We start from the raw sequence: 24384 nt of genomic DNA, 5'->3' as shown, positions 1-24384 counted from the left end.
AAATTAATGTGGCAAATTCTTGGAATTGTCTGGGCGATCGCCCCTCTTCTGTAGCTTGCCCTTAATTTACGCCGAAATGCTGCTTCTTCGCTTCATCCGATTGATTCACCCGATTGATTCATCCAACTGATTCATGTGATGGACTGATCGGACTAGGATTCAACTGAAACAGCACCCGCAAAAGGTGCCTTCAGATCGCGAGGACAAGCCTTTGGGGTGCTGCGGAAGCTATTCGTCATAATTAAAATTGCCTCTCGTCAGGGGCACCGGGGATCAGCAAGCCAGAAGCCTGCTGCAACCTCGGTTAGCTTGCCAGGTAGCCTCCCACGCTGGCTTTGCGGCGACGCAGATGGTCAAGTGCCTGACGCTCAAGCTGGCGTACCCGCTCTCGGCTAATGTTCATCCGTTGACCGACTTTGGCGAGAGATAGCTCATTGCCATCTTCCAAACCAAAGCGCAGGACGAGAACTTCGCGCTGTTGGGGTGTGAGTTCAGCTAGCAGACCTTCCAGGTCTTGGCGCAGGGACTTCTGAGCAGCATAGGTTTCAGGCGACGCACCTTCGTCTTCTAGCAGATCCTGTAGCTCGGTGTCTTGGTTATCTCCAACCTTAAGGTCGAGAGAGACAGGTTGCCGCGCCATGATCAGGTATTCCCGAATTTGAGCGGGCTCCAGCTCCAATGCTTTGGCAATCTCGGCTGGGCTAGGGCTATGTCCCAATTCCTGAGTTAGCTCGCGCTGAACTTTTTTGATCTTGTTCAGCTTTTCGGTGATGTGAATGGGCAGACGAATGGTACGAGCTTGTTGAGCGATCGCCCGCGTGATGGCTTGACGAATCCACCAGTAAGCATAGGTGGAAAACTTATAGCCCCGCATGGGATCAAACTTCTCGACGCCGCGCTCTAACCCTAGCGTTCCTTCTTGAATCAGATCCAGGAACTCCAGATTTCGCTTTTGGTACTTTTTGGCGATCGCTACCACCAAGCGCAGGTTCGCTTCAATCATTTTCTGCTTAGCCCGCTGTCCCTGACGGACGACCTGATGCAGCTCAGACTCGCTCAGGTTGACTCGATTCGACCACTCTGTATCAGTGGGATCACGGTCTAGCTCCTGAGCTAGCGCTTCCTTAGAATCTAGAAGCGCCATCATTTGCTGCACTTGCTTACCGTAAACAATCTCTTGCTCGTGAGTCAGCAGGGGCACACGACCGATCTCATGCAAATATGTGCGTACCATATCTGCGGTAAACATGGGCTTAGCAGCAGCCTTGGTTTTAGTGTTTGCAGTTGGCATGGGTGATACGGTAAACTCCGTCAGATGAAACGTGGAACACAATCTAAAGAAAATAGAAAGAGGGTTAGGCTTTCAAAGGAAAGACTGTTTGGGAAATGGGCTAGATGAACCCAGATGCTCTAGCAAAAATCAAGCCTTCGAATGCCTATCCCAAATGAGGAGCAAAGGACAGGTAAATAGCCAGGTTAGCTGAGGCTTTAACTTTCCTCAGCCAATACCAGAATCAATTACAAACCCAACTAAGCGACGTACTTTGAGGACGCAGACTCAATCTCAACAACAAGCAAACAATTAGAATCGACCAGCTTTGGATCAACTAACAGCTTCTACCGGCACTCAAACTCCAAAATTAAACTCGGAGTCATTATGAGTTTGACTTAATTAAATAGTAGTACAAGTTTAGACTCCAGTAAATAGATGGCGATTCATCCTTTTGGATGAAATTGAAGACGGCTTTTGTAAACGCCGTGCACCTTCTAGGTAGACGATGTTTACAGTTAGACTAGATTTGTAAGCAGTTCAGGGAAGGGCATACAGACGTTCTCTACTTCTATAAGCATGGACTAAATTCCTATTGCAGAGGTAGTGAAAACCCAGAGTAATAACCGAACTGAGAACTAAGCTTAAGACTTTTTTAATATCTTGCTCAGATCGAGCTCAACTAAAACCCTAAATCTGCCTTTGCAGACTCAGCAGCCTTAAAAACACTCGCACTCGGCATTTCTTCCCAGGGGGTATCCCCGATCTCGGCGTAGAAGGTTTCGTCATAGGGGCGGGTGCGAACCACGACAGGCATCGGTACGGCATGACCCAAAATCAGCGCTTGCTGCTTGGAATCTAGCTTTGCCAACACCGATCGCAGGCTTTGCCCACCAGAAACCCCCGTAAAGATGGCATCAATGTCCTTCTCATCGTTGAGCAGAGCAGTGATGCGGGTACCGACCTGAGACATGACTTCATTGTCAATACCAGAGGGGCGCTGATCGACTACCAATAGGGTGACAAAATACTTTCGCATTTCGCGAGCAATCGTCCCAAAGATGGTTTGACGTACTGTACTAGGGTCGAGGAATCGATGGGCTTCTTCGATCGTGATCACGAGTTGGTGGGGGCGATCGCTTACATTCTTGGTCTGCAAAAACTTTTCCGCTTTATGCACATAGCTAGCGTGGATGCGGCGAGCAATGACGTTGGTTGCCAGCATGTAAGACAGCAGATTGGACTGAGAGCCAAACTCTACTACCACATGCTTTCCCGCTTCTAAAGACTCCAAAATTTGTCCAACATAGTTATGAGGGCAACTATTGCGGATGTATTTCAGCTCGTCCAAGCGGGTCAGCTTTCGCTGTAATGCCATGATTGACGACTTGCTGCCCATCTTGGTTTCGCAAAATTCCTGGATCTCCTCATTGGTCATTGCCAACAAGCGAGTAATCCAGGCTTTGCCAAACTCGTTGCGAAGAATAATCGCGTTTTCCAAACTGGCTTCTGAAAGGTTTAGCTCTCCTCTCACCAGCATCAAATCTTCTACGTCAATCTGATCGTAGCCAATGTAAAGTTCCTGCGCGTCTCGCACGCCTCGTCGTTTCGTCGATTCAGGATCAAGCGTGTAGATCTGCACCTGTCCGGGGAAAAGCTGGCGCAGTCCTTTCACGGTGCTGAAGCGTTTGCCCTCACTGGCTGCCTCCCAGCCATACTCAGAGTGCATGTCAAAAATCAGGTTAACGGCTGCTCGTTTGCGAATGATCCCAGACAGTAGCAGTCGCGTCAAAAAGGATTTGCCCGTACCAGATTTGCCAAAGATGCCGTTACTGCGTTCAACGAAGCGATCGAGGTCAAGGCAAATCGGCACATCCATGTCGATCGGTTGCCCAATCGCAAAGTTGCGCCGATGTGGGTCGTCTTCCCAACCAAACACGGCGCGAAAGTCCCGTTCGCTGGCATCAAATACTTGACTGAAGTGGCTGGGGATCGTTTTAACGGGCAGCAGTTCAATGTTGGCACTGCTTTGAGCTTGATGAGAGGCGATCGCCCTTCCTCCGCCGTTCCCCTCTAAGCTAACCCCATAGCTACCAGACTGCTTGGATTTACCTCTGCCATTCTCATCCTGCATTACCTCTTCTGGGGTAAACATCAGCATCGGGGTTAGGTTAATCGTGCCGTAAGTTCCAGTTCCAGCCAGCACTTCTTGCAAAAACGTGTTGCCGGGATCAGGGGGGTTCGCCATAATCCGCTGGCTGGCAGTTCCCAGAGCTACGTCCGTCAACATGCAGAAAAAGCGCGATCGCACCCCCTGCACCACCAAAAATTTACCAACCCGCATGTCTTCTACCAACACATCGGGATGCAGCCGTACTTCCAATCCTTGGCTGAGAGAACCCTGAATGACTGAACCCAAAGGTTTCTCTGTCATGGTATTTATCCCACAATCGCTCAATCCTTTGAGCTATCGTAACTTGAATATCCCTTAATTAATACATTCGTTCTCAATACATTCGTTCTGCTAACAGTTCTGAACTGAATTAGAGAAAAGTCACAGTGCATTTATCACACCTAATAATTGATAGATAATTGATAGTCAATGACTTTTAACCGAATGTTGACTTCTGATATTGTCTCAACAAAATGGTTTAGAGATGGAAAGGCACTCCGCGACGCGGAGTGCCTTTCCATCTCTAACTCAAACTCTTGGAGTTGGTGTTACTCAATGTTGATTGAGGTTGGGGCAGACGAAGAAGGAGGAACCGTTGAAACCGAAGATTTACGGTAGTCAGCATAGAGGCGATCGCGCCACTTAAAGAACGGCTCAAAGGTGCCAACATCGGCAATGCCGGGAACCCCTTTGCCCTTCAGATTCTCAGGAATATCAAGATAAGAACCCGAAGGAAACTTGACGTACATTGTTAATCCGGCAACAGCAAAATCTGCCAGGGTAGGAGAATCACCCAGTAAATAAGGCTGATCCATCAGAATGAAACAGAGCGAGGCTAGATCCCGCTTCATGGCATCCTGAGCAGTTTTGAGAGCCTCTGGGCCTAAACCTACACCCAAACCTAAAACACTAAAAATTTCATTGGGCACTGAACCGACTAACCCTCTGAGCAAATCAGGAGTCGTTGCAGGCAGAAAGGCTTTACGGAAAGACTGGTCTTGCCCCAATGCTCCTAACATTACTTTGCGGGCGTTCAGACCAATTGATTCGTCTGCCCACTGCTCCATTAGCAAGCACAACCCTCGCTGCTTGGAATCGGCTGGAATGATGGGGCGATTGGGATATTTACGGTCGAGGTATTCGGCGATCGCTGTTGAGTCTGCAATGACCTCACTGCCATCCTTCAACACAGGCACCTGGCGCTGCCCCGACAACCTGAATAGCTCTAGCTGTCCAATTCCTGGCGTAACTTCAATCTTGCGGTAGGCTAGCCCCTTGTAGTCCAGGATTAGCCGCACCTTTTCAACGTAATGCGATAGCTCAAATTGGTACAGTTCCAGCATGATTTACCTCCTGTAATGACTTTAATATCAGCGATGTTTACCTGGAGGACAATTGCACGATGGTTCTAATCAATAGACATACTGATGCCTATTTCCATCAGAAATGCTTCGCCACACAACTTAACGCTTCTTATATCTACCGAAGGGTGGAAAGTAATCGGCTCAATTTTGCTATTTCTGACCGAAATCATCCTCACCCATCCACAATTCTGATAATTGCGCCTGGAACCGGGACTTTAAGGAAACGTCATATTACTCAATAATGCTTTACAAAAACTTGGCATAAAGGAGAATAGTTTCCATGAGTACACGGGTCTCAGTCAAAAAAATCCTCGGCTTTGCAGGCATCAGTGCTGCTAGTGTCCTGGTTGCGCTGCCCGCACTGGCGCAGACGGCTAATCCACGTCCTAGCATCTTTAACGAAGCACCTTATAACCAGACTGGGGCAACCCCCACTGCACCTGCTGATCTTAGCCAACCTGCTCCGACAGAAATGGAAGCTCCAGCAGGAATGGAGACAGAAGCTCCGGCAGGAATGGAAACGCCCGCAGAACCGACCGCAGCGGCTGAAGCTGGCACTATCGTTGATGTAGCTACTGCCAACGGTTCTTTTGGAACGCTAATTGCTGCCCTAACTGCGGCTGAGTTGGATCAGGTGCTTCAAGGCGAAGGTCCTTTCACCGTGTTTGCGCCTACCGATGAAGCGTTTGCGGCTTTGCCTGAAGGAACTGTAGAACAGTTGCTACTGCCTGAGAATCGGGACTTGCTAGTACAAATTCTCTCTTACCACGTCGTTCCTGGTGAACTCACTTCTAGCGAGCTCACGTCAGGAGAAGTGCAAACCGTAGCAAATGAGCCTGTGACTGTTGAAGTTAGTGCAGATGGCGTAACGGTGAACGAAGTAACGGTCGTTCAGCCGGACGTAACGGCTAGCAATGGTGTGATCCATGTAGTCAATCAGGTGATCCTACCTCCAAGCCTGTAAGACTTTTGCCCCTCCTAGTTCACGTTTCCTTGGACATTTCCCCGTGCCGACTTACTCCGACACGGGGTTTTCTTTATACAGACCAGCGCTGTAATACTGGTTAGGTTGAGTTCTATCTTTTGCTTGTGAGTGAATTGGTGCAAACGATCAACTCAAGTCTGTTGCGGTTGGTTGCTCAGGCGGTTGAGTTTTTGCCTTCATTTATTCTGGCGATCGCCATTCTAATCATTACTCGATACGCGGTGAGACCGATTCGCGCAATCACCCAAACTGCCACAGATAAAGTCGTTAAAAGCCCTTCGCTGCGATCGCTGATTCTTCAAATCGCCTACGTCACCACCTGGATCGCCGGAATTTTGTTGGCTTGCGTTATTGCCTTCCCCGATTTGGGACTGGGTGACATTATCGGGCTACTCGGTTTGGGTTCTGTGGCGATCGGTTTTGCCTTTCAGGATATCTTTAAGAATTTTCTAGCAGGGGTTTTGCTGCTACTCAACGAGCCATTTAGGTTGAACGATCAAATTGTGGTGAACGACTACGAAGGAACTGTAGAGCAAATCAATATTCGTTCAATAGAAATTCGCACCTACCAAGGGGAGCGGGTTGTCATTCCCAATGCGACCGTATTTACCAGTTCCATCCGAGTTTTGACCGATCGCCCCTATCGACGCACTGATTTGGCGATCGGTTTGGATTACAACACGCCGCTTCCTAGAGCTGTGCAGGTTTTGCTGATGGCACTCACCGACGTAGAAGGTGTACTGTCTAATCCCTCAGCCGAGGTAGATGTGGTGAGCTTTGGCGATAGCTCAATTGATTTTGTTGTGCGTTATTGGACATTGCCCCAAAAGTTGCACGTGCGCCAAACTCAAACTCGCGTGATGATGGCTCTAAAGGAAGCCTGTGACCAGGCAAATTTCAGTATCCCTTATCCCATTCGCTCGGTTTACCTGTTTGATCAGCAGTTTAATGACTCTGTTCCGACGGCAAGTAGCACAACGCCGAATTAGGGATGAGGGATGGAGGAAAATTACCTTCATCCCTCATTCTTTAATTTGCCTGATGCCGCTGCTGATGCCACTGCCAGGCGTGAGATAGGATTTTGCTCAGGTCAGCATACTGCGGTTGCCACCCTAATATCTTGCTGGCTTTCTCACCACTGCCAACCAGAGCAGGCGGATCTCCTGGACGGCGATCGCCCTCCACCACCTTAAAGTCTCGCCCCGTCACCTGCTTTGCCGTTTCGATCACCTGCTTGACTGAAAAACCGTTGCCGTTCCCCAGGTTAAACACGTCTGTGTCGCCTCCTTTCAGCAGATATTCCAGCCCCAACACATGAGCGCTAGCCAGGTCAGCAACATGAATGTAGTCTCGAATGCAAGTTCCATCGGGGGTTGGGTAATCGGTTCCCAAAATTGAAATAGACTCTCGCTGACCCAAAGCCGCCAGCAGTACCAGGGGAATCAGGTGAGTTTCAGGAATGTGGTCCTCACCTAGCCGCCCCGCCGGATCAGCTCCCGCCGCATTAAAGTAACGGAAGCAAACTGACTTGAGCCCATAGGCTACACCAAAATCAGCTAGCACCCGCTCAACCATCAACTTAGTTGCCCCATACGGATTGATCGGATCTTGGGGATGATCTTCTGGAATTGGGACTGTTTTAGGTACGCCGTAGGTGGCACAGGTCGAAGAAAACACAAATTTGTTGACCGAAGCAGCCACCATTGCCTCTAAAAGAGTCAGCGTACCGATGAAATTGTTGCGGTAATACTTTGCTGGGTCAGTTACCGACTCACCTACATAGGCATAAGCTGCAAAGTGCATCACAGCAGCAATGTTGCGACTGGCAAAAAGCTGATCTAAAAGGGCGCGATCGCAGGTATCGCCAACGACGAGTTCTACCTGCAACACTTTCTCTACCAAGTCTCGATGTCCGTATACCAAATTATCGAGAACAACCACCTCATAGTCTGCTTGCTGAAGTGCCAGCACTGCATGAGAGCCGATGTATCCTGCACCCCCCGTGACTAAAATGGTTGGTCGAACTGGCGACATGTTGGACTCCTCAGTTGTGTTTTGTTGCTCCAGACTAACATCGCTTTAAAACTTTAAAAGTAGACATCAACCCCAAGCCCTAGTCAGCCTAGAGTGCGTTTATATTACAATTAGTAAAGTTTCTTAGGCGATCGCTCTACCCATGCTGACCGAACTTTTTCCCTTCCGGTTTGGACTGGATGCGACAACGCTAGCAGGTGTTGGTCTGTGGTCATTAGCGCTGTACTTGGGCTTTTCGCCCATCAGCGAATGGGTAATGGAGCAGCTAAACCGCTGGTTCAACTTTGCTGAACGGTTTCTCTACACTTCAGCAGAAGAGTTTGAGCGTACTCGCAAAGGCAGGGAATCTTTAAACGCCCTCTATGCTTCCCTGTTCAGCATCGTGCCGTTTTTGCTAGTGGGTGGATTGTTTAACTACGGCGTGGAAGTTGGGTTAGGACAAAGTTGGGCAATTAGCGTAGGCATTCTTGCGGCGATCGGTGGCGGTGTATATGAGTTGGGTCGCCGTGATGGTCGTGCGTCCCGCGAAGAAGATTAATATCGATTCAGATAGAATTTGGTGAAGCACAACAACGGTAGGGGCGGTTCGCGAACCGCCCCTGCGGAGGCAAAGGCAGGTTTACGGGGTTTCCCGCAGTTTGTCTAGAACGCCCATATCTTCTAGCGTAGAGGTGTCCCCAGAGACTGCTTCACCGCTGGCGATTGTTCTTAACAAGCGACGCATAATTTTACCGGAGCGAGTTTTGGGCAGGGCATCGGCAAAGCGGATCTCACCAGGGCGTGCGATCGCCCCAATCTCCTGCACCACATGCTTTTTCAACTCACTCTTGAGGTCATCGCTAGCGGTATAGCTGCCCTCCAGCGTGACAAAGGCAAATACGTCTTGCCCTTTCACCTCATCGGGCTTGCCAACGACTGCCGCCTCAGCCACAGCAGGGTGGGAAACCAGCGCTGATTCAATTTCCATCGTGCCAAGGCGATGTCCCGCGACGTTGATCACGTCATCGACCCGACCCATTACCCAGTAATAGCCATCTTCATCGCGGCGTGCGCCATCTCCAGCGAAGTAAAAATATTTCCCGTCTTTAGGCGGAATGTGTTCCCAGTAGGTACGTCGGAAGCGATCGGGGTCGCCGTACACGGTTCGCATCATGCCGGGCCAGGGATACTTCACCGCCAGGTAGCCACCCTCATTTTCCTTGACCGAATTGCCCTCTAGATTCACAATGTCCGCCAAAATTCCGGGGAAAGGACGGGTCGCAGAACCAGGTTTAGTAGGAATGGCTCCCGGTAGTGGCGTGATCATAATACCGCCAGTCTCGGTCTGCCACCAGGTATCGACAATCGGGCAGCGTTCGCCTCCGATTACACGGTGATACCACATCCAGGCTTCTGGATTAATGGGTTCGCCAACCGTGCCCAACAACCGCAGCGAAGACAGATCCCTCGCTTTAGGCAAGTCTTCACCCATTTTGATAAAAGCGCGAATAGCGGTCGGTGCAGTGTAAAACACATTTACGCCGTACTTCTCGATCACGTCCCACATACAGCCAGGGTTTGAAGGACGAGGCGCACCTTCGTACATCAGACTGGTTGCCCCGTTGGACAGTGGACCGTAGACGATATAGCTGTGTCCGGTGATCCAGCCTACGTCAGCGGTACACCAATACACGTCGTCATCGTGCAGGTCAAAAATCCACTTGGTGGTCATGTGGGTGTAGAGGTTATAGCCACCCGTGGTATGCACCACACCTTTGGGTTTGCCTGTACTGCCAGAAGTGTAGAGAATGAACAGCACGTCTTCGCTGTCCATCGGCTCTGCGGGACAGTCGGCTGACATCTGCGGCTGGAGTTCATGCCACCAATGGTCACGAGCACTTAGCTGCATCGGAACTTCTTGTCCCGTCCGACGTACGACTAACACATTTTCGACGCTGGGTGCATTGCCATCTGCTAACGCTTTATCAACCTGAGTTTTCAGCGGCACGATCGCATCTTTGCGCCAACCCCCGTCTGCTGTAATGACCAGTTTTACCTGCCCATCAACCAGGCGATCGCGCAATGCTTCAGCGCTGAATCCACCAAAGACGACTGTATGGGGCGCACCAATGCGGGCGCAGGCAAGCATGGCGATCGCCGCTTCAGGAATCATCGGCATGTAGATCCCGACGCGATCGCCTTTCTGCACTCCTAAATGCTTTAGCGCATTGGCAAACTGACAAACTTCTCGGTGAAGCTGGGCATAGGTGAGGGTACGTGAATCACCGGGTTCGCCTTCCCAAATTAGTGCTGCTTTGTTACGCCGCCAGGTTGTTAAGTGGCGATCGAGGCAGTTATAGGAAATGTTGGTTTTGCCGTTGACAAACCATTTAGCAAAGGGCGGCTGCCAGTCCAGCACTGTGTCCCACTTTTCAAACCAGTGCAGTTCCTTTTGCGCCAGTTCTGCCCAAAACTTTTCTGGGTCAGCCTCAGCCCGTTTATAAAGCTGCTCATATTCTTCCAGGCTTTTGATATGGGCCTGCTGAGAAAAAGCAGCAGGGGGATTAAATAATCGCTTTTCTTGAAGAATTGATTCAATCGTAGATTCTGACATAGTGCTTTGCTGTGTGTCTGCGGCGGCAACTTTCCGGTGGGTAATGGGGGCTACCTTCTCCAAACCATACTTTTTTTAGCCGCTAATTTGTACAGCAAGTATGTTTTCTTTAACTTTTACAAGACTTGGGAGGATGGAAGGCAGCGCTGATTAAGGTGTACCAATTCAAAAAATAATGGAAAGGCACCCCACTTGCAGATGCCTTTCCATTTATAGAATGCATAACCCCTGGAAGGGCGTAGCATTCGGGCAAAGACTCTATTTAGGTCCAAGAATTGCTGCCGAATGCTGCGCCCCTACCCGTCTGGTGGATTGCTCCAGATTGAGGTGTGTTGCAGGCTGCATTTAAGCAGGACAGGGTAGAAGCAAAGGTTTAGGCAAACCCTAGCTACCATCTCTACGCCCAACCCGCGCGATCCATAATCTGAAGCGCTTCTGGATTATTGCGTCCAAACACAGACGCATTAATGCTGTCTTCTCTAAATTCACCCAGAGCTGCAACCGTAGGATCAAGCTCAACTCCTTGCAAGACAGGATATTCGCTGTTTCCTTGGGCAAAGATTGCTTGAGCTTCAGGGCTAACCAAATGCTCCAGGAATTGGATGGCTGCTTCTCTGTTGGGAGAGTTGGCTAGTACGCCGCCACCGCTAATATTGACGTGGGTACCGCGATCGCGCTGGTTGGGGAAGAAGATTGCTGTTTGCTCAGCAGCTTCCCGCTCTTCGGGGTTCTCAGAGTTAAGCAAGCGCAAATAGTAGTAGTGGTTAGAGATTGCTACATCTCCGACTCCTGCCGCTACAGCAAGGATTTGGGGCGTATCACCACCTTCAGGGGGACGGGCAAAGTTAGCGACAATTCCTCTAGCCCACTCTTCGGTGTACTCTGGCCCATGTACTTCCAGCAGAGAGCCTGTGAGGGATTGGTTGTAAACGTTGGAAGATGACCTGACCAGAAGCCGTCCCCGCCACTTTTCGTCTGCCAAATCTTCGTAGCTAGATAGCTCGGCTGGGTTAACGCGTGATTTGTTGTAGACAATCACCCGCGCCCGCTTAGAAAGACCAAACCACAAGCCCTCTGGATGCCGCAGATTTTCTGGCACGGCTTGCTCCAGCACAGAGGAAGAGACTGGTTGTAAGATGCCTTCCTCTTCTGCCCGCCAGAGACGACCTGCATCCACCGTGATGAACACATCAGCCGGACTGTTTGCCCCTTCGCTCTTGATCCGTTCAATCAGTTGGTCAGCTTCAGCCTCGACCAAGTTGACTTGAACTCCAGTCCGGTTCGTAAAGCTTTGGTATAAGTCGTTATCAGTGTCATAGTGACGGGCTGAGTAAAGATTGACGACTCCGCCAGCCTGGGCAAGTCGGGTTGAGCGATCGCCACGGGGAGCAATTTGAGCCTGACCAGGGGCAGTTCTCCCTAGTTGCCCAGCCGCCACCGCAGCCATTGCTGCACCTGCGCCCATAAAGACGCGCCTTGTCATCTTCATAATCTGTGGTTTACTCCTGTGAGTTATTAAGTCAACAGATAGCTACACGCCATCCGTCTGTTCATGAGTTGGGTCAAGGCTGTATTGTACTATTAATGCAAGTAATTCCTAACTAGGAAGTTAGTTTTTTCAGCTATATGACTTTTTTGGTCTGCGAAGAATACAGAATTAGCTAAATTGCTTGTTCTGGAAGGCAGATCTGGTAAGCTTTTTAGAGCAGGAAAGATATTTTGATTGGGGCTGATGCTCCTATCAGGCTTTCAAATCTTTTGCAATACTCTCTGTGCTAGAGCCGTTTCTTTTGCAAAAGTTTTTAGAGCAGTTGCGTGTGTTGAATTGGCGATTAGCGCTCCGCGCAACTCCGCAGGAACCGCTCCACTTTCACATAGCCCTCATTTCCTTGATTTCTTCCCAACTTTTTGCGTTAAGTCCATGACCCAGCCGCGCCTTTGGAAAAGATTGCCCGCACCTCTACGTTTGCTGCTGCGACCCTGGTTTATCGTTTCAGTCGGGTTACATACTGTGGTGTTGCTGCTGCCGCTGCCTAATCACTCCACGTCTGAACTGCCCATCTCTGAAGAGCCAGTTCGAATTACCCAGCTTCCTGCTTCGCCTTCGCCTACAGTCCCTTCACCTGTAGCGGTTCCATCACCACCCATATCACCATCACCAACTGTTCAAGCTGCGCCTGTGGCTCCTCGCCCCACTGCACCTGTGGCTGCGCGTCCGACTGCGCCTGCGCCCGCTTCGCCAACTCCTTCACCCCAAGCATCACCCAGCCCCGCTCCTCAGTCCAGTTTGTCTGCTCCAAGCCCAACCCCTTCACCTCAGGGCACCCTAGACTCTACGCAGCCTTCTCCAACCGCTTCCCCCGCATCTTCCCCTACTCCTTCGCCAGAAATCACGGGTTCGTTTTCAGCAGAAATTCCCCACGCGGCGATTGGTGGGGAACCGGGCTGTGGCGGTCAGGAAAACTGCTGGCAAACTCAGGACACGCAGTGGCGAGCAGTCGCCAGGACACTAGAACAAGAATTGGAAAACAAGGGCTACGAGGTTGAGTCGCAGACGGATGACGAAGTTCCCGGCTTTAGAGTGTACGAAGTTTCCAGAAACGGCGAAACGGAATATCTCAATCTGCTCTCTACATTGCAGGGAACCTTCTATGTTCTAGCTGACCAGCCGATGACCCGTGACGAGTTAGAGCAGCTAACGGAAGCGCCTAACTCGTAAACTGGGTTTGGAGGCGGTTCCTGCGGAGTTGCGCGGAGCGCTAATCGCTACCCCACCTTTACCGCATCCGCAAAGCGAATCTTCAGGTAATCTTCTTCCATTTTGGCTCCAGCAGGCTGAAGTGCTGCTAGCGCTTGAGGCAGAACCAGATTGCGGCGATGGTTGCCAATGCGAATGTTTAGCTCATCTCCCGTTTTGGTTAGCTCAACTTGATCCTTGGGAATTCCCGGCAGGTAAACTTCTAGGCTGTATTGATTCTGGTCTTGCACTACCCGCAACGTTGTTTCTTTGTAGTAAACCTGCGTTGGGTCTTCATCGGCGTACAGCGTTTCTTTCAGCCGATTAAGTGCTTCCATGCCGCACATTTCCTCTGAGTAGAGCGGCACTTCTTTCACAGGCAGAGGGTGGAAGTTTTCGTGGATTTCGTGGCGATACTGCTGCTGATTTTCCTTCCACCGCTGGAAAAATGGATCAGTCACTTCGTCAGGAATGATTCGATTTGCCACAACCATATCGGTTGCCACGTTATAAAGGCTGAGGTAAGCGTGGGCACGGAGCGATTCTTTAATCACCATCTTTTCAGGGTTGGTGACTAGCCGTACTGAAGTTTGAGTATTGTCAGTCAAGACTTTCTCCAACGCCTCAATCTGTTCATAAAACTCGAAGGGCGCATCCATTACCTCTTTGTTGGGCAATGAGAATCCGGCGATCGGGCGAAACAGTGGCTCTACCAGCGGACGCAGCGCCACAGACATTGCTTGCAACGGCTTGTAGAATCTCCGCATATACCAACCCGCTACCTCCGGCAGGCTCAATAGCCGCAGCGCAGTTCCAGTCGGAGCAGAGTCAATAATGAGTACGTCAAATTCGCCCTCGTCATAGTGCCGCTTCATCCGCACCAGGCTAAAAATCTCGTCCATACCAGGGAGAATAGCTAACTCTTCAGCCTCTATGCCTTCTAGCCCTCTCGCCTGAAGCACTTGAGTAATGTAACGTTTGACAGCACCCCAGTTTCCTTCTAGCTCCATCAACGCATCCAGTTCTGCACCCCACAGGTTAGGACTCACCTCGCGGGGAGCGTGTTCTAGCTCTATGTCAAAGCTATCTGCCAGGGAATGTGCCGGATCGGTACTGAGGACGAGGGTGCGATAACCCAATTCTGCGCTACGCAGACCCGTCGCGGCTGCGACTGAGGTCTTGCCCACCCCTCCCTTACCCGTCATCAAGATTACGCGCATGGATAATCGAACCCACCTAAGAAACGACTTAAATATTTACGTTCTTTTAATCTATCGGTTTTTCTTCGGTGCGGTTCGCGCTGGGGGATTTGTCCTTTAGAAAAAAGTGTTGCTTCACGACATCCAGCCGGGAGCAGTGCCAGTAATCGATGTGAGCACAGATTAAGCCATCCTGGTTAATCTCCAGTTCACTCCAGCCTGCGATCGCAATTCTCGGCTTCCAGGGCAAAGGCGTATTCCAACTCAGCGTCCACTCAGTTCTAATCTGATTTCCCATTTGCTGAATCTGATGCAAATCCATTTTGGGATTGATGAACCAGGTGTCGATGAAGCCAATCATTAATTTGTAGCGATCGCACCCCCGAAACTGATTCATCGGGTCTTTGAAGTAAACATCTCCCGCATAAAGACTATAGGTTTGGTCTTTAGGAAACCTGCTGTAGTCATCTTTAAGCGTTTCAACAATATTCATCACTACTACTGTCCCTACTCCTGTTACAGCAAAACTTTGTTTTATGCATAGTTGTCCGTCTACTCCACCAAATCAACCAAAACCTCAATTACAAACGGATTCCCTTGAGTGATCACTGGATAAGCTGAGCAATTTCTTAAAACAACTCTCCCTTCCGTAGTAACTTGCGCCTGGATTGCGTAGAGATGATCAGAGCGAATTTGGTTGGGATTATAGAGTACTTCAAATGCAATGGGAAGTTGATCAGGATCAGTGATAGTTTGTCGAGCGATGATGCTGGATTCTACATCTTGTCGGGGCGATACGTCTAAGAGCGTGATGTAGGCGATCGCACCTTCAGGAAGTGCAACGCCTGGAGCAGAAATCAGGGTTCCACTCACTTTGTTAAGTTCTAATGGAAGTGAGTTTGAAGTTAATCCAATTAGCACTAAAAGACTTAGCGTAGTAGCACAAACTACTCCTAAACTCTGCATATCTAGCCCTTCATATACAACAATTTATACCTGGAAATCAAAAATCAGGAGCTTACTTTTTACTGGATCAAAACATAGCAATTTTATAGCACTCCTCTAAGTTCGAATGCTAAACCTTTGACTTTTCAAAGAAGTCAGAGATCTGATTTCTGAAGGTAAATCGTAATTGCTATGCGCCCCTATATAAACTTTTCATGAACTGTAGTAGAAGTTACGAAAGTATCTGCGAATGGAACTTAACTTCAAGCTACAGAGCATTTTTCTCCATTCAAGCTAATCTCTTCTCCTTAACTTTAACTGAATCTATCTTTAGAGGTACTCTTAAAAACTTCATTTATGATCGGCGTAAAATACCGTCCTAAAAATGTTTTCTGGAAGACTTCTAAAGAAGATCAAGATATTGCCTTTGAGCAATTGTTTTGTCATGGAAAAGTTGCGTTTAACCGAGTTAAACAGATTCAACTTGCTCACGTTACCTCAATTAATTCTTATCAGCCCCCGTTAAATCTGTAGTAATCAAGTGAGGATGTGATACTTAATGACTAGATGCCTTCAGAAAGCCGTTTTGGTGGCAACTCCATCTCTATTACTAGGACTCATTCCAATAGCCGCAGAAGCAGCAACGTTCTCGACTCCGCTAGATGAAGCAACAATTTTGGATGTGAGTGCCGCATTTAGTGAAGGAACGCTGACGAGCAGCGAACTGACGCAGATGTACCTTGACCGCATTGCTGAGTTTGACCAGGCTGGCCCCACTATCAACTCAGTTGCGTATCTGAATCCTGATGCCCTTGAAGATGCAGCAGCGTTAGATGAGTTGCGATCGCAAGGAACTGTATTAGGTCCGCTGCACGGCATTCCCGTTCTGATCAAAGATTCTTATGACGTAGAAGGACTACCGACTACTAACGGAGTCGAAGTTTTTAAGACACTTATTGCTCAAGATGATGCGTTTTCAGTGAGCCAACTGCGCGAAGCTGGAGCAGTCATTCTGGGTAAAGCAAACATGAGCACCTGGGCCTTTTCCTACGACGGCATCAGCGAAGCATATGGCCCAGTGATCAATCCCTATGCTCCTGATCGCACTCCCGGTGGTTCTAGTAGTGGATCGGGGGCAGCGATCGCCGCTGGCTTTGCCATGTTTGCAATGGGGGGTGAAACGGGCGGCTCAATTCGAGTACCCAGCGCTCACAATTCACTGGTAGGACTCAAGCCCAGCGCCGGACTCATCTCAGTAGATGGCACCTGGCCCTTGGTTGCAGAGCGAGACGCAGTTGGGCCAATGGCAAAATCGGTTGCAGATGTCGCCTTCGCAATGGAAGCACTGGTTGATTTTGACCCCAACAATATTTGGAACCCATACATTCCAGAAATTCCTGAATCGCCGGATTACAGTAGCGCTCTAGATGATACTTCCCTGGAAGGGGTGGTGTTGGGTTTGCCTCGTTCTTATATTGGTAAGGGCGATCCGGCTAAGGGTGAAAGTTTCCCGCTAGACCCCCAAATTTCTGAGGCATTTGAGCAAGCCAAACGGGACTTGAGAGCACAAGGCGCAACTTTAGTTGAGGTTGATATTCCAGCTCACGAAACCTGGTTTATTGACTACTTGGTGAATGGCAATCCACCTTACGACTATCCCACCGACAGTTCGCGTAACCTTCAAAGTCGAGCCTATTACTATGAGCAACTAATCAAGAGTTACGACGACGATGAGATTAAGTCCTTTGTTGATTTGCTCGACATTTTGCCAGAGGACTATGAATTCTACGATTACGTCAAACAGGTTGCCGATACGATCGCTGCGGGAGATGCTAAACCCTGGGAAGATTTGCCGCTTGTAGATCAGGCGTTGGAGGCGATCGCCAAACTACGAACTTTAGAATACGAAGACTTTATGGAAGCAAAGGGCATTGACGCATTCGTCTTCCCGACCCTCAACTACCTTGCACCGCCGCAAGGAGAAGAGGCAAACGAAGTTTATGCGACCTACGGTAGCCTTCCTGCGCGATTTGAAGCCAACATTTTAGGCTTACCAGGAATTACCGTGCCGATGGGCTATTCCAAAGAAGGAATTCCGATGTCGCTAGAGTTTATGGGCAACTATTTTGGCGAGGCAGAAATTATTGGCTATGCCTACGACTACGAGCAAGCCACGATGCTGCGCCGTCCGCCCGTCCTTGTGCCAGAGCCAGCTACGGTGTCTGCTTTGGTGGTAGTTGGGCTGAGTGCTTTTGGCTTGAAGCGTAAACGCAATTAGAATAATTTGGGAATAAGAAAGAACATCCTCTAACCCTTTGTTGTAGAAGATTTCTCGCAAACAAGATACCTGTAAGGGCAGGTTTAGCATTAAAGCTGTCGCTCAACTGCAGAGATTTTGGCAAAACCTGCCCCTACCTGAGGGTAAACTTTTTCTTAGCGATCTCCTTACGACTCAATCCTTTACTGCGATCGCCAACCCATCAACTACGAATTCTCACGAACTAGCAACACCGACTTAACCGATCGCACGACGCGATCGCCCGCTTCATCGAGCTTGCCATAAACTGCTTCACCATCAAAATAAAAGGACGCTGATCCGCCACCATCCAAATTCATTGCTTGCTCAGCGCCCAGATTTTTGAGGAAATTAGCTAATTCTTGCAGAGTCATTCCAGAATTAGCGGGTGCTTCAGGTTGTTGAGCTACCATTGCAAGAATAATGTTGCCTTCACGGGTGATTCCCACCGCAGATCTGGCATTGGGGCGTTCTATTCCTAATGGATCGCGACGAATCTCACCATCAACCACGTGCCAGAATCCTTCCTGCACAGAAGTGAGTTCTGGTAACAAGCGAGGTCCACCTCCCAATGCACTCAGTAATTCACAATCCGGTGGCACAGCTTGTTCGTGTAAGGACATGTCGTAGCGGACCGTTTGCCCACAGCGATATTGACGCAATTCAGTTCGGTTAAAAATTTTGTCTAAGTAAGGAATGAGTTGAGGGTTGCTGACTAGCAGCTCGTCATCTCGCGGATCGGCAACCTGTTCGCCATTCAGCACAACATATGAAGTCGATTTCAGATTTTCGGGGTCAAAGAAGCCGCCATTGATGGCAGCGATCGCCCCATATTCCACTGCAAACTCTTCGATCGTATTGGCAGAAGGGGCGACCGCCGGAACAACCGTAAACCGCTCCCCTATAGGAATCAACAGCGTATGCACAATGCTCTGGGGCAGCGTATACACCTCGTATCGCAGTTCACTCACCGGAATCGTAGAAGGGACGGGTTCCGACTGAGCAGCAAATTCTGGTTGCACAGCAGGTTGAGATGCCCACAGGTTTAGCGAAACAACCACAAACATCAGAAACCCAAAACCTGCCAGCGCTATTGCAGTCAGCCACTTTTTTCTCACATCTAACTCTAAAAATTGTTCCTGAGCTAATTGTTCTTTATTGCTCTCCTCCCAGCGGGAGGAACCCATGAAGGTATGCCAATCCTTCACCATAGAAGCTATGGAGCGGTTTTATCCTTCATCTTTACTCTCACCTTTCCACTGGGGGTTGGGTGGCTCTGTATGAGCTAACAGTTTTCCTCGGGAAATGACATAGCGGACGGTAGCACGACGACGGATAGCATCATAGCGATCGCCCGCATCCAGCACAATTAAGTTTGCGGGTTTGCCCACCTCAACGCCGTACTGATCTTCAATGTGCAATGTCTTTGCACCATGCCAGGTAATCATGTTGTAGCAAGCATCAATTTCTGGAGTGCCCGTCATCTGACAAACGTGAACTGCCATGCTTGCCACATCTAGCATGTTGCCCGTACCTAAGCTATACCAGGGATCTTGAACACAATCGTGACCCAAGCTAACGTTTTGTCCCTGCTGCCAGAGTTCCTTGACTCGCGTTACGCCACGTCGCTTGGGGTAGGTGTCTGCCCGTCCCTGAAGCGTGATGTTAATCAACGGATTAGCGATGAAGTTGATTGGTGTGCGCTGCAAAAAGCCCAATAGCTTGAAGGCATAGGCGTTGTTGTAAGAGCCAAAAGCAGTGGTGTGGCTGGCAGTTACCCGTGCCCCCATATCTGTCCGCAGAGCACAAGCAGCGACGACTTCCAAAAAGCGAGACTGGTCATCGTCAATCTCGTCACAGTGAATGTCAATGAGGCGATCGTACTTTTGCGCTAGTTCAAAGATGCGGTGAATTGATCGCACCCCATCTTCACGGGTTAGTTCGTAATGGGGAATGCCACCGACCACATCAACGCCCAATCGCAGCGCTTCTTCCATCAGTTCTTCGTTCTTAGACCCGTCGTACACGCCATCTTGCGGAAAGGCAACCACTTGCAGCGTGATCCAGTCTTTCACTTCTTCACGGACTTCTAGCAAACCTTTGAGCGCAATCAGGTTTTGTTCACTTACGTCAGCATGGCTGCGGACAAATAGCACTCCCTGCATCGCCTGCTGCTTGAGGGTGGCGATCGCCCGTTGCTTTACGTCTTTTATCGTCAACGATTGCTTGCGATCGCGCCAAATCTCAATACCTTCAAACAACGTGCCACTTTGATTCCAACGAGGCTCCCCCGCTGTCAGAGCAGAATCTAGGTGAATATGCGACTCCACAAATGGCGGACTGACCATTTGCTCCTGAATATCTAGCTCTAGCTGAGCCGACTGGTCAAGGTGAGGGGCGATCGCCACAATCCTTCCAGCCTGAATGGCAATATCAACCGTTTCAGCAGGCTGATCAAGATGAATTAACCGACAGCGACGCAGCAGCAGATCAAGGACTTGTGAAGACATAATTTCCCAGCTTCCAATCAGCCTGGTCAACAGTCAGACCAACCTCTTCACTTTAATCCACAACCTTCAACAGTCCGCTGCGCAGTCCATCAAAAACTCGGTTCACCTGAATCTGATCATCATGGCTGAGCCGTACTTTAGACAAAGCTGTAGACATAAAGCGGCGCTGGTCAGCCCGGGTGATCTTACGAGAGGAGAGAATCTTCTCAACCAATTGGGCAATGTCCGATTGAGGCTTAATTTGGGCAGACATAGGAATTAGGGGAATCAATATGAGAAGCGTTAAGGTATGTAACTAATATGTGATGTTGTACAGGATGACGAGGTGAGTCGACAGACAGAGATTGGAGGTAGCAGCGCTTAACCCTGATGGCAGACTGCTGGAAACGAGTGACTAATCTCAGCAAGAAGAGTGATCCTGGTCACTCTCTAAATTTTTGAATAAAGTTAAGTAAGCTACTGAATTTGTCTACCAGAAGCTAGATGCTCAATAAGCAATGATGTATATCAGGTTTTAGTGCGTTGGCTAGAGATTGGTGCAGTCTACCTCCGTTGTTTCTGCTTAAAGTGCGGTTAATGTTGGCTTCAAGCAATATGTTTGGGTGATTTGCGTCAGATCTTCGCTAGCTTTTTTCTCGTGCGCCCCTTTTTTTACCGAATTCACAAGCTATTGACACGCAGATTTCAAGATCCGATTCAGCAGAATGCACTCCTGCGTCGGATTGTCGATCGCATTCGCAATTCCCTGGAGCTTAAAGTTGTCCTCCAAACTGCTGTAGACGAGGTGGCAACGTTATTAAGCCTGGAGCGGTGCATCTTTTTCTGGTATGTCAAAGATACCCAGCGAGTTCACGTCGTCTGTGAACAAATGGTTGATGGTTATGCCTCTCAGTTGGGAAACTATCCACTCTCCCGATTTAGCTCTGTTGCACCGCTAATTGAAGCTGGAGAACTAATTGTCAGTGCTAGAAGTACCTCCGCGCCTCTGGGCTTAGCTTCAATTGCGAATTGGTTCTCACCTGGGCACCATCATTTCGCTCAGTCAAAACTGCAAATCTTAGGAGCACACGCTAACCTGCTGGTACCCGTGCAGGGACGAGAAAATTCAACTGGGTTTATCGCCTGCCTTGCCGATCGCCCTCGTCGCTGGTCCAAGTCCGAGGTTGACTTTATGCAGTCGATCGCCCAGCAGCTTGAGATTGCCATCCGTCAGGCGCAGCTTTACGAAAAAACCCAAAAGCAGGCACGGCGAGAACAGCTCGTTAATCAAATCACAACACAAACACGCCAGAGCCTTAAGCTAGAAACAATTCTGACCGAGGCGATCGCCCAACTGCTCGACGTTTTAGAAATCGATCGCTGCCTGGTACATCGGGTTGAAGACCTGGAGGAAGACCATAAACAGTCCGTCACCTCTCCTTCCTCTCCTTTAGAGTCAGATGCGACTGTTTTTAGACGCAAGCACCTGTTTGAGGTTTGCCGTCCACCTTTGCCTGCCTCTCTAGACGATTTTGATACGAATGGCCCGATTACCCAATGGGTCATTCAACATCGTCAGCAGGTCGTCATCTCAGATATCACCCAAGATGCCCGAATTGGCGCTGATAACCAGGAATATCAGCTTGCTCAAATCAAGTCGTCGCTGGTAGTTCCAGTCCAGGCAAATGGCACCCTCCAGGCCATTCTTTACCTCAATCAGTGTTCCCACATTCGCTACTGGTCAAGGGATGACCAAAAGCTGGCCCAGGCTGTTGCAGATCAGTTAGCGATTTCAATTCAGCAAGGGCACCTCTATGCCCAAACCCAGCAGCAGGCGATCGCCAGCGCCGCCCAAGCCGAACATCTCGCCTCACTGCTCCATGACTTACAGCAAACCCAGGCGCAGTTAATCCAAAGCGAAAAAATGTCTAGCCTGGGACAACTGGTGGCAGGTGTCGCCCACGAAATCAACAATCCGGTCAGCTTTATCTACGGCAACATTCCCTACATCGAGCGCTACATCAAAGATTTGCTGCGGCTATTGAGCCACTACCAAACCCGCTATCCCGAAGCAGACTCCTCACTTCAGGACTTAGCGCGAGAAATTGAACTAGACTTCCTATTACAGGACATGCCCCGCATTCTTGGCTCAATTAGAGCAGGAGCCACTCGCATTCGCGAAGTAGTTCTGTCACTCCGAAGCTTTTCTCGTCTAGATGAAGCCCACTGTAAAATAGCAGACCTCCAGGCAGGTCTAGACAGCACCCTTTTTGTGCTGCAAAACCACATCAGGTCTGACATTCAGGTAGTTCGACAATATGGCGATGTCCCTGCGGTTGAGTGCTACCCCAGATTACTCAATCAGGTATTCATGAACCTGTTAATTAATGCGGTCGAAGCACTGCACCAGGATCAGGCAGAGCCTAAAACCATCGTGATTAGAATAGAGTCCTTTTTGGACGAGCTAACGGGCGAATGGGTACGAATAGCGATCGCAGATAACGGCTGCGGCATCCCCTACGAATTTCAGCCCAGAATCTTTGACCCTTTCTTCACCACCAAACAAATCGGTCACGGTGTTGGGCTTGGTTTGACGGTCAGCTATCAAACTGTAGTCAACCAACACCAAGGACACCTAAGATTTCACTCGCAGCCAGACAACGGCTCTGAATTTATCATCGAGATTCCAGTCAAGCACTCTGCCTCACTAGTACGCACCCGCAATCTTTATCTTCCCACTCAGTCTGATCAGTCAAACACTGGTGAAAGGTTAACTTCCGCAATTCAGAATACACACTAATCTTCAGTCATGTGGGGCAACGTGATGACATAGCGATAGCCTGCTTCTGCAGAACCCTGAAGCACGATTTGCCCACCGTGTAGCTCAGCAAGTTGACGAGTCAGCATTAATCCCAAGCTATGACGACTGCTAGTTCGATGGGACTGGTCGAATGCTGATTTTAAATCGCTAGCTCGATCGCCAACTACCTTGGGATTTGCAGAATCAAGAATTTCTTCCATCCCATCATTAGGAAGGCGATCGCCTTTCACCAATTTTGGCTCCTCTCCCTCCAGAGAAATTAACTCATTAAAATGCAATTCCGTCTGAGGCAGTCCATCTCCCAGCCACGGATGAGAAGTCCAAATTTTGATCACCAGTTGGTTTAACTTGCGGGAAACGTGAATCCGCAAGATGCTTTCAGTACTAGCAGACTGAATGATGCCAAATATCAAGTGATAGAGCATTTGGCGCACTTTGTCTTTGTCTAGCACCCAGATGCGATGTCCAGGCTCTACCGTTAATCGAAGCTGTTGGTCGCGGCGCTGCGCAACCTGCTTTAAAGTGTTAATGACTTGCTGACACAGCATTTCGATATCTACGGATGTAAGACTCAATCCCTGATTGCTGTCATCTAGAGCACCTAACTCTAAAATCTCGTTAACTAGCGACAAAAGGTACTGTCCACTGTGATGGACAATATCCATATATTCCTTTTGCTTGTCTGTCAAAGGTCCGTAAATTTCTCGATTAAGAACGCTGGCCATTCCCAAGATTGAAGTCAGAGGGGTACAAAGCTCCTGCGTCATTTGAGCAATCAGGTTGACTTTAACCGAATTTGCCAAAGGGTTAGTCGCCACTGAAGATTTAGGAATCGCACTTGCAATGGGCTGCTCAAGTTGTGCCCCAACAGCGGGCCGAGCCAGTTGCATTTGTTTCAGCAAATGATTTCGCTCAAACTCACTCACACTCCAACGAGCAATCAACTCCAAAAATTCAATTTCTTTAGTTGTAAAGTGACGGGGCGCTAACTCCATAACTGCCAGCGTCCCTAAGCAGTACCCCGTAGACATCAGCAACGGCACACCCAAGTAGGCTCGAATGCCGTACTGCTGAGCGAGTAGGCTATTAGCAAAAGCAGAATGGGTTAGGGTATCGTGAATGACTAATATTTGATGGCTGTCTACAACATGGGTACAGAAAGCCTCTTCGCGAGGAAGCTGGCGAGAAGATGCCAGACTATTCATCAAGCCAATTCTAGACAGTCCAATAGCTGACTTAAACCACTGGCGATCGCGATCTATCAATCCTAAAATGCAAATCGGTGCGTTCAAAGAATGCGCCGCTGTTTGGGTAGCTTCCTCAAAAATTGGCACACTTTCAGCTTCTAGCAAACCCATCTCCGTCAGAATAGCGAGACGCTGCTGCTCTCTTTCGGACTCTGGTGTGCTGTCCAGACGACAAGACAATCTATTTTCAGGGTTTGTCATGCCAACCCCTTCCCTCGCAGGCATTATGTG

Annotated in this window: 19 protein-coding genes; 6 read left to right on the top strand and 13 right to left on the bottom strand. The window is 49.3% G+C overall.

The genetic code is table 11. The features are described 5' to 3' along the window. Positions 1-304 precede the first annotated feature (304 nt). The 3 genes from H6F88_RS28435 to H6F88_RS28425 all read right to left on the bottom strand — a co-directional run bounded on the left by H6F88_RS28435 (position 305) and on the right by H6F88_RS28425 (position 4786). Positions 305-1291, bottom strand: coding sequence for an RNA polymerase sigma factor, RpoD/SigA family (locus H6F88_RS28435; protein WP_190646174.1), 987 nt, complete (start codon positions 1289-1291; stop codon positions 305-307). Positions 1292-1952: 661 nt separating this feature from the next. Then, positions 1953-3704, bottom strand: a complete 1752-nt coding sequence (locus tag H6F88_RS28430; protein ID WP_190646173.1) for an ATP-binding protein — start codon at positions 3702-3704, stop codon at positions 1953-1955. Positions 3705-3991: 287 nt separating this feature from the next. Then, positions 3992-4786, bottom strand: coding sequence for a glutathione S-transferase family protein (locus tag H6F88_RS28425; protein WP_190646172.1), 795 nt, complete (start codon positions 4784-4786; stop codon positions 3992-3994). Positions 4787-5087: 301 nt separating this feature from the next. Here H6F88_RS28425 and H6F88_RS28420 point away from each other — a divergent pair, with 301 nt between their 5' ends. Together H6F88_RS28420 and H6F88_RS28415 are read left to right on the top strand one after the other, a co-directional pair. Then, positions 5088-5771, top strand: a complete 684-nt coding sequence (locus H6F88_RS28420; RefSeq protein WP_190646171.1) for a fasciclin domain-containing protein — start codon at positions 5088-5090, stop codon at positions 5769-5771. Between the two features lie 125 nt (positions 5772-5896). Then, positions 5897-6781, top strand: coding sequence for a mechanosensitive ion channel domain-containing protein (locus H6F88_RS28415; RefSeq protein ID WP_190646170.1), 885 nt, complete (start codon positions 5897-5899; stop codon positions 6779-6781). 40 nt (positions 6782-6821) lie between these two features. Here the strand turns inward: H6F88_RS28415 and galE are convergent, their stop codons facing one another. After that, positions 6822-7826, bottom strand: coding sequence for a UDP-glucose 4-epimerase GalE (galE, locus tag H6F88_RS28410; RefSeq protein WP_190646169.1), 1005 nt, complete (start codon positions 7824-7826; stop codon positions 6822-6824). Between the two features lie 142 nt (positions 7827-7968). On the opposite strand from galE, the gene H6F88_RS28405 reads away from it, so the two are divergent. Further along, entirely contained in the window at positions 7969-8364 is a 396-nt protein-coding gene (locus H6F88_RS28405; RefSeq protein WP_190646168.1) for a hypothetical protein, read from the top strand. Between the two features lie 81 nt (positions 8365-8445). Here the strand turns inward: H6F88_RS28405 and acs are convergent, their stop codons facing one another. Both acs and H6F88_RS28395 read right to left on the bottom strand, forming a co-directional pair. Further along, the gene (gene acs, locus H6F88_RS28400) at positions 8446-10419 is read right to left on the bottom strand and encodes an acetate--CoA ligase (protein ID WP_190646167.1); all 1974 of its coding nucleotides are present in this window, start codon (positions 10417-10419) and stop codon (positions 8446-8448) included. A gap of 397 nt (positions 10420-10816) precedes the next feature. Continuing rightward, positions 10817-11908, bottom strand: coding sequence for a Fe(3+) ABC transporter substrate-binding protein (locus H6F88_RS28395; protein ID WP_190646166.1), 1092 nt, complete (start codon positions 11906-11908; stop codon positions 10817-10819). 432 nt (positions 11909-12340) lie between these two features. On the opposite strand from H6F88_RS28395, the gene H6F88_RS28390 reads away from it, so the two are divergent. After that, complete coding sequence (locus H6F88_RS28390) at positions 12341-13138, top strand: hypothetical protein (RefSeq protein ID WP_190646165.1); 798 nt, start codon at positions 12341-12343, stop codon at positions 13136-13138. 47 nt (positions 13139-13185) lie between these two features. Here H6F88_RS28390 and H6F88_RS28385 read toward each other — a convergent pair whose 3' ends face one another. From H6F88_RS28385 to H6F88_RS28375, 3 genes are read right to left on the bottom strand one after another with little or no spacing between them, the layout of a single operon-like run. After that, on the bottom strand, positions 13186-14376 hold the full coding sequence (locus H6F88_RS28385; protein ID WP_190646164.1) for a TRC40/GET3/ArsA family transport-energizing ATPase: 1191 nt from the start codon (positions 14374-14376) through the stop codon (positions 13186-13188). Between the two features lie 46 nt (positions 14377-14422). Continuing rightward, positions 14423-14848, bottom strand: coding sequence for a DUF2358 domain-containing protein (locus H6F88_RS28380; RefSeq protein ID WP_190646163.1), 426 nt, complete (start codon positions 14846-14848; stop codon positions 14423-14425). Positions 14849-14907: 59 nt separating this feature from the next. After that, positions 14908-15228 carry a YbaY family lipoprotein gene (locus H6F88_RS28375; protein ID WP_190646162.1) on the bottom strand — a complete coding sequence of 107 codons (321 nt, stop codon included), beginning with the start codon at positions 15226-15228 and terminating at the stop codon, positions 14908-14910. Positions 15229-15859: 631 nt separating this feature from the next. On the opposite strand from H6F88_RS28375, the gene H6F88_RS28370 reads away from it, so the two are divergent. Further along, positions 15860-17578: an amidase gene (locus H6F88_RS28370; protein WP_190646161.1), complete on the top strand. Its 1719-nt coding sequence runs from the start codon at positions 15860-15862 to the stop codon at positions 17576-17578. 206 nt (positions 17579-17784) lie between these two features. On the opposite strand, the gene H6F88_RS28365 is transcribed toward H6F88_RS28370, so the two are convergent. From H6F88_RS28365 to H6F88_RS28355, 3 genes are read right to left on the bottom strand one after another with little or no spacing between them, the layout of a single operon-like run. Next, on the bottom strand, positions 17785-18807 hold the full coding sequence (locus H6F88_RS28365) for a phosphodiester glycosidase family protein (RefSeq protein ID WP_199333841.1): 1023 nt from the start codon (positions 18805-18807) through the stop codon (positions 17785-17787). Positions 18808-18825: 18 nt separating this feature from the next. Next, positions 18826-20106, bottom strand: coding sequence for a cytosine deaminase (codA, locus tag H6F88_RS28360; protein ID WP_190646160.1), 1281 nt, complete (start codon positions 20104-20106; stop codon positions 18826-18828). A 52-nt stretch (positions 20107-20158) separates the two neighbouring features. Beyond that, positions 20159-20359, bottom strand: coding sequence for a hypothetical protein (locus H6F88_RS28355; protein ID WP_190646159.1), 201 nt, complete (start codon positions 20357-20359; stop codon positions 20159-20161). Between the two features lie 417 nt (positions 20360-20776). On the opposite strand from H6F88_RS28355, the gene H6F88_RS28350 reads away from it, so the two are divergent. Further along, positions 20777-22885, top strand: coding sequence for a GAF domain-containing protein (locus tag H6F88_RS28350; protein WP_199333840.1), 2109 nt, complete (start codon positions 20777-20779; stop codon positions 22883-22885). Here H6F88_RS28350 and H6F88_RS28345 read toward each other — a convergent pair. Beyond that, entirely contained in the window at positions 22882-24354 is a 1473-nt protein-coding gene (locus H6F88_RS28345) for a GAF domain-containing sensor histidine kinase (RefSeq protein WP_190646158.1), read from the bottom strand. The genes H6F88_RS28350 and H6F88_RS28345 overlap by 4 nt on opposite strands. Positions 24355-24384: the final 30 nt, after the last annotated feature.

The organism is Oculatella sp. FACHB-28 (assembly GCF_014696015.1).
Lineage (GTDB): Bacteria > Cyanobacteriota > Cyanobacteriia > Elainellales > Elainellaceae > JAAUTN01.
Note: the sequence above shows the minus strand (reverse complement) of the source record. Positions and strands in the feature narration are given on the sequence as shown.

What these genes read in the sequence shown, in the direction of transcription:
- H6F88_RS28395 (WP_190646166.1), bottom strand. Translation starts at nt 11,908, where the DNA reads ATGAAGATGACAAGGCGCGTCTTTATGGGCGCAGGTGCAGCAATGGCT.
- H6F88_RS28430 (WP_190646173.1), bottom strand. Translation starts at nt 3,704, where the DNA reads ATGACAGAGAAACCTTTGGGTTCAGTCATTCAGGGTTCTCTCAGCCAA.
- H6F88_RS28425 (WP_190646172.1), bottom strand. Translation starts at nt 4,786, where the DNA reads ATGCTGGAACTGTACCAATTTGAGCTATCGCATTACGTTGAAAAGGTG.
- H6F88_RS28435 (WP_190646174.1), bottom strand. Translation starts at nt 1,291, where the DNA reads ATGCCAACTGCAAACACTAAAACCAAGGCTGCTGCTAAGCCCATGTTT.
- H6F88_RS28380 (WP_190646163.1), bottom strand. Translation starts at nt 14,848, where the DNA reads ATGAATATTGTTGAAACGCTTAAAGATGACTACAGCAGGTTTCCTAAA.
- H6F88_RS28385 (WP_190646164.1), bottom strand. Translation starts at nt 14,376, where the DNA reads ATGCGCGTAATCTTGATGACGGGTAAGGGAGGGGTGGGCAAGACCTCA.
- H6F88_RS28365 (WP_199333841.1), bottom strand. Translation starts at nt 18,807, where the DNA reads ATGGTGAAGGATTGGCATACCTTCATGGGTTCCTCCCGCTGGGAGGAG.
- H6F88_RS28420 (WP_190646171.1), top strand. Translation starts at nt 5,088, where the DNA reads ATGAGTACACGGGTCTCAGTCAAAAAAATCCTCGGCTTTGCAGGCATC.
- codA (WP_190646160.1), bottom strand. Translation starts at nt 20,106, where the DNA reads ATGTCTTCACAAGTCCTTGATCTGCTGCTGCGTCGCTGTCGGTTAATT.
- acs (WP_190646167.1), bottom strand. Translation starts at nt 10,419, where the DNA reads ATGTCAGAATCTACGATTGAATCAATTCTTCAAGAAAAGCGATTATTT.
- H6F88_RS28405 (WP_190646168.1), top strand. Translation starts at nt 7,969, where the DNA reads ATGCTGACCGAACTTTTTCCCTTCCGGTTTGGACTGGATGCGACAACG.
- H6F88_RS28345 (WP_190646158.1), bottom strand. Translation starts at nt 24,354, where the DNA reads ATGACAAACCCTGAAAATAGATTGTCTTGTCGTCTGGACAGCACACCA.
- H6F88_RS28355 (WP_190646159.1), bottom strand. Translation starts at nt 20,359, where the DNA reads ATGTCTGCCCAAATTAAGCCTCAATCGGACATTGCCCAATTGGTTGAG.
- H6F88_RS28370 (WP_190646161.1), top strand. Translation starts at nt 15,860, where the DNA reads ATGACTAGATGCCTTCAGAAAGCCGTTTTGGTGGCAACTCCATCTCTA.
- galE (WP_190646169.1), bottom strand. Translation starts at nt 7,826, where the DNA reads ATGTCGCCAGTTCGACCAACCATTTTAGTCACGGGGGGTGCAGGATAC.
- H6F88_RS28390 (WP_190646165.1), top strand. Translation starts at nt 12,341, where the DNA reads ATGACCCAGCCGCGCCTTTGGAAAAGATTGCCCGCACCTCTACGTTTG.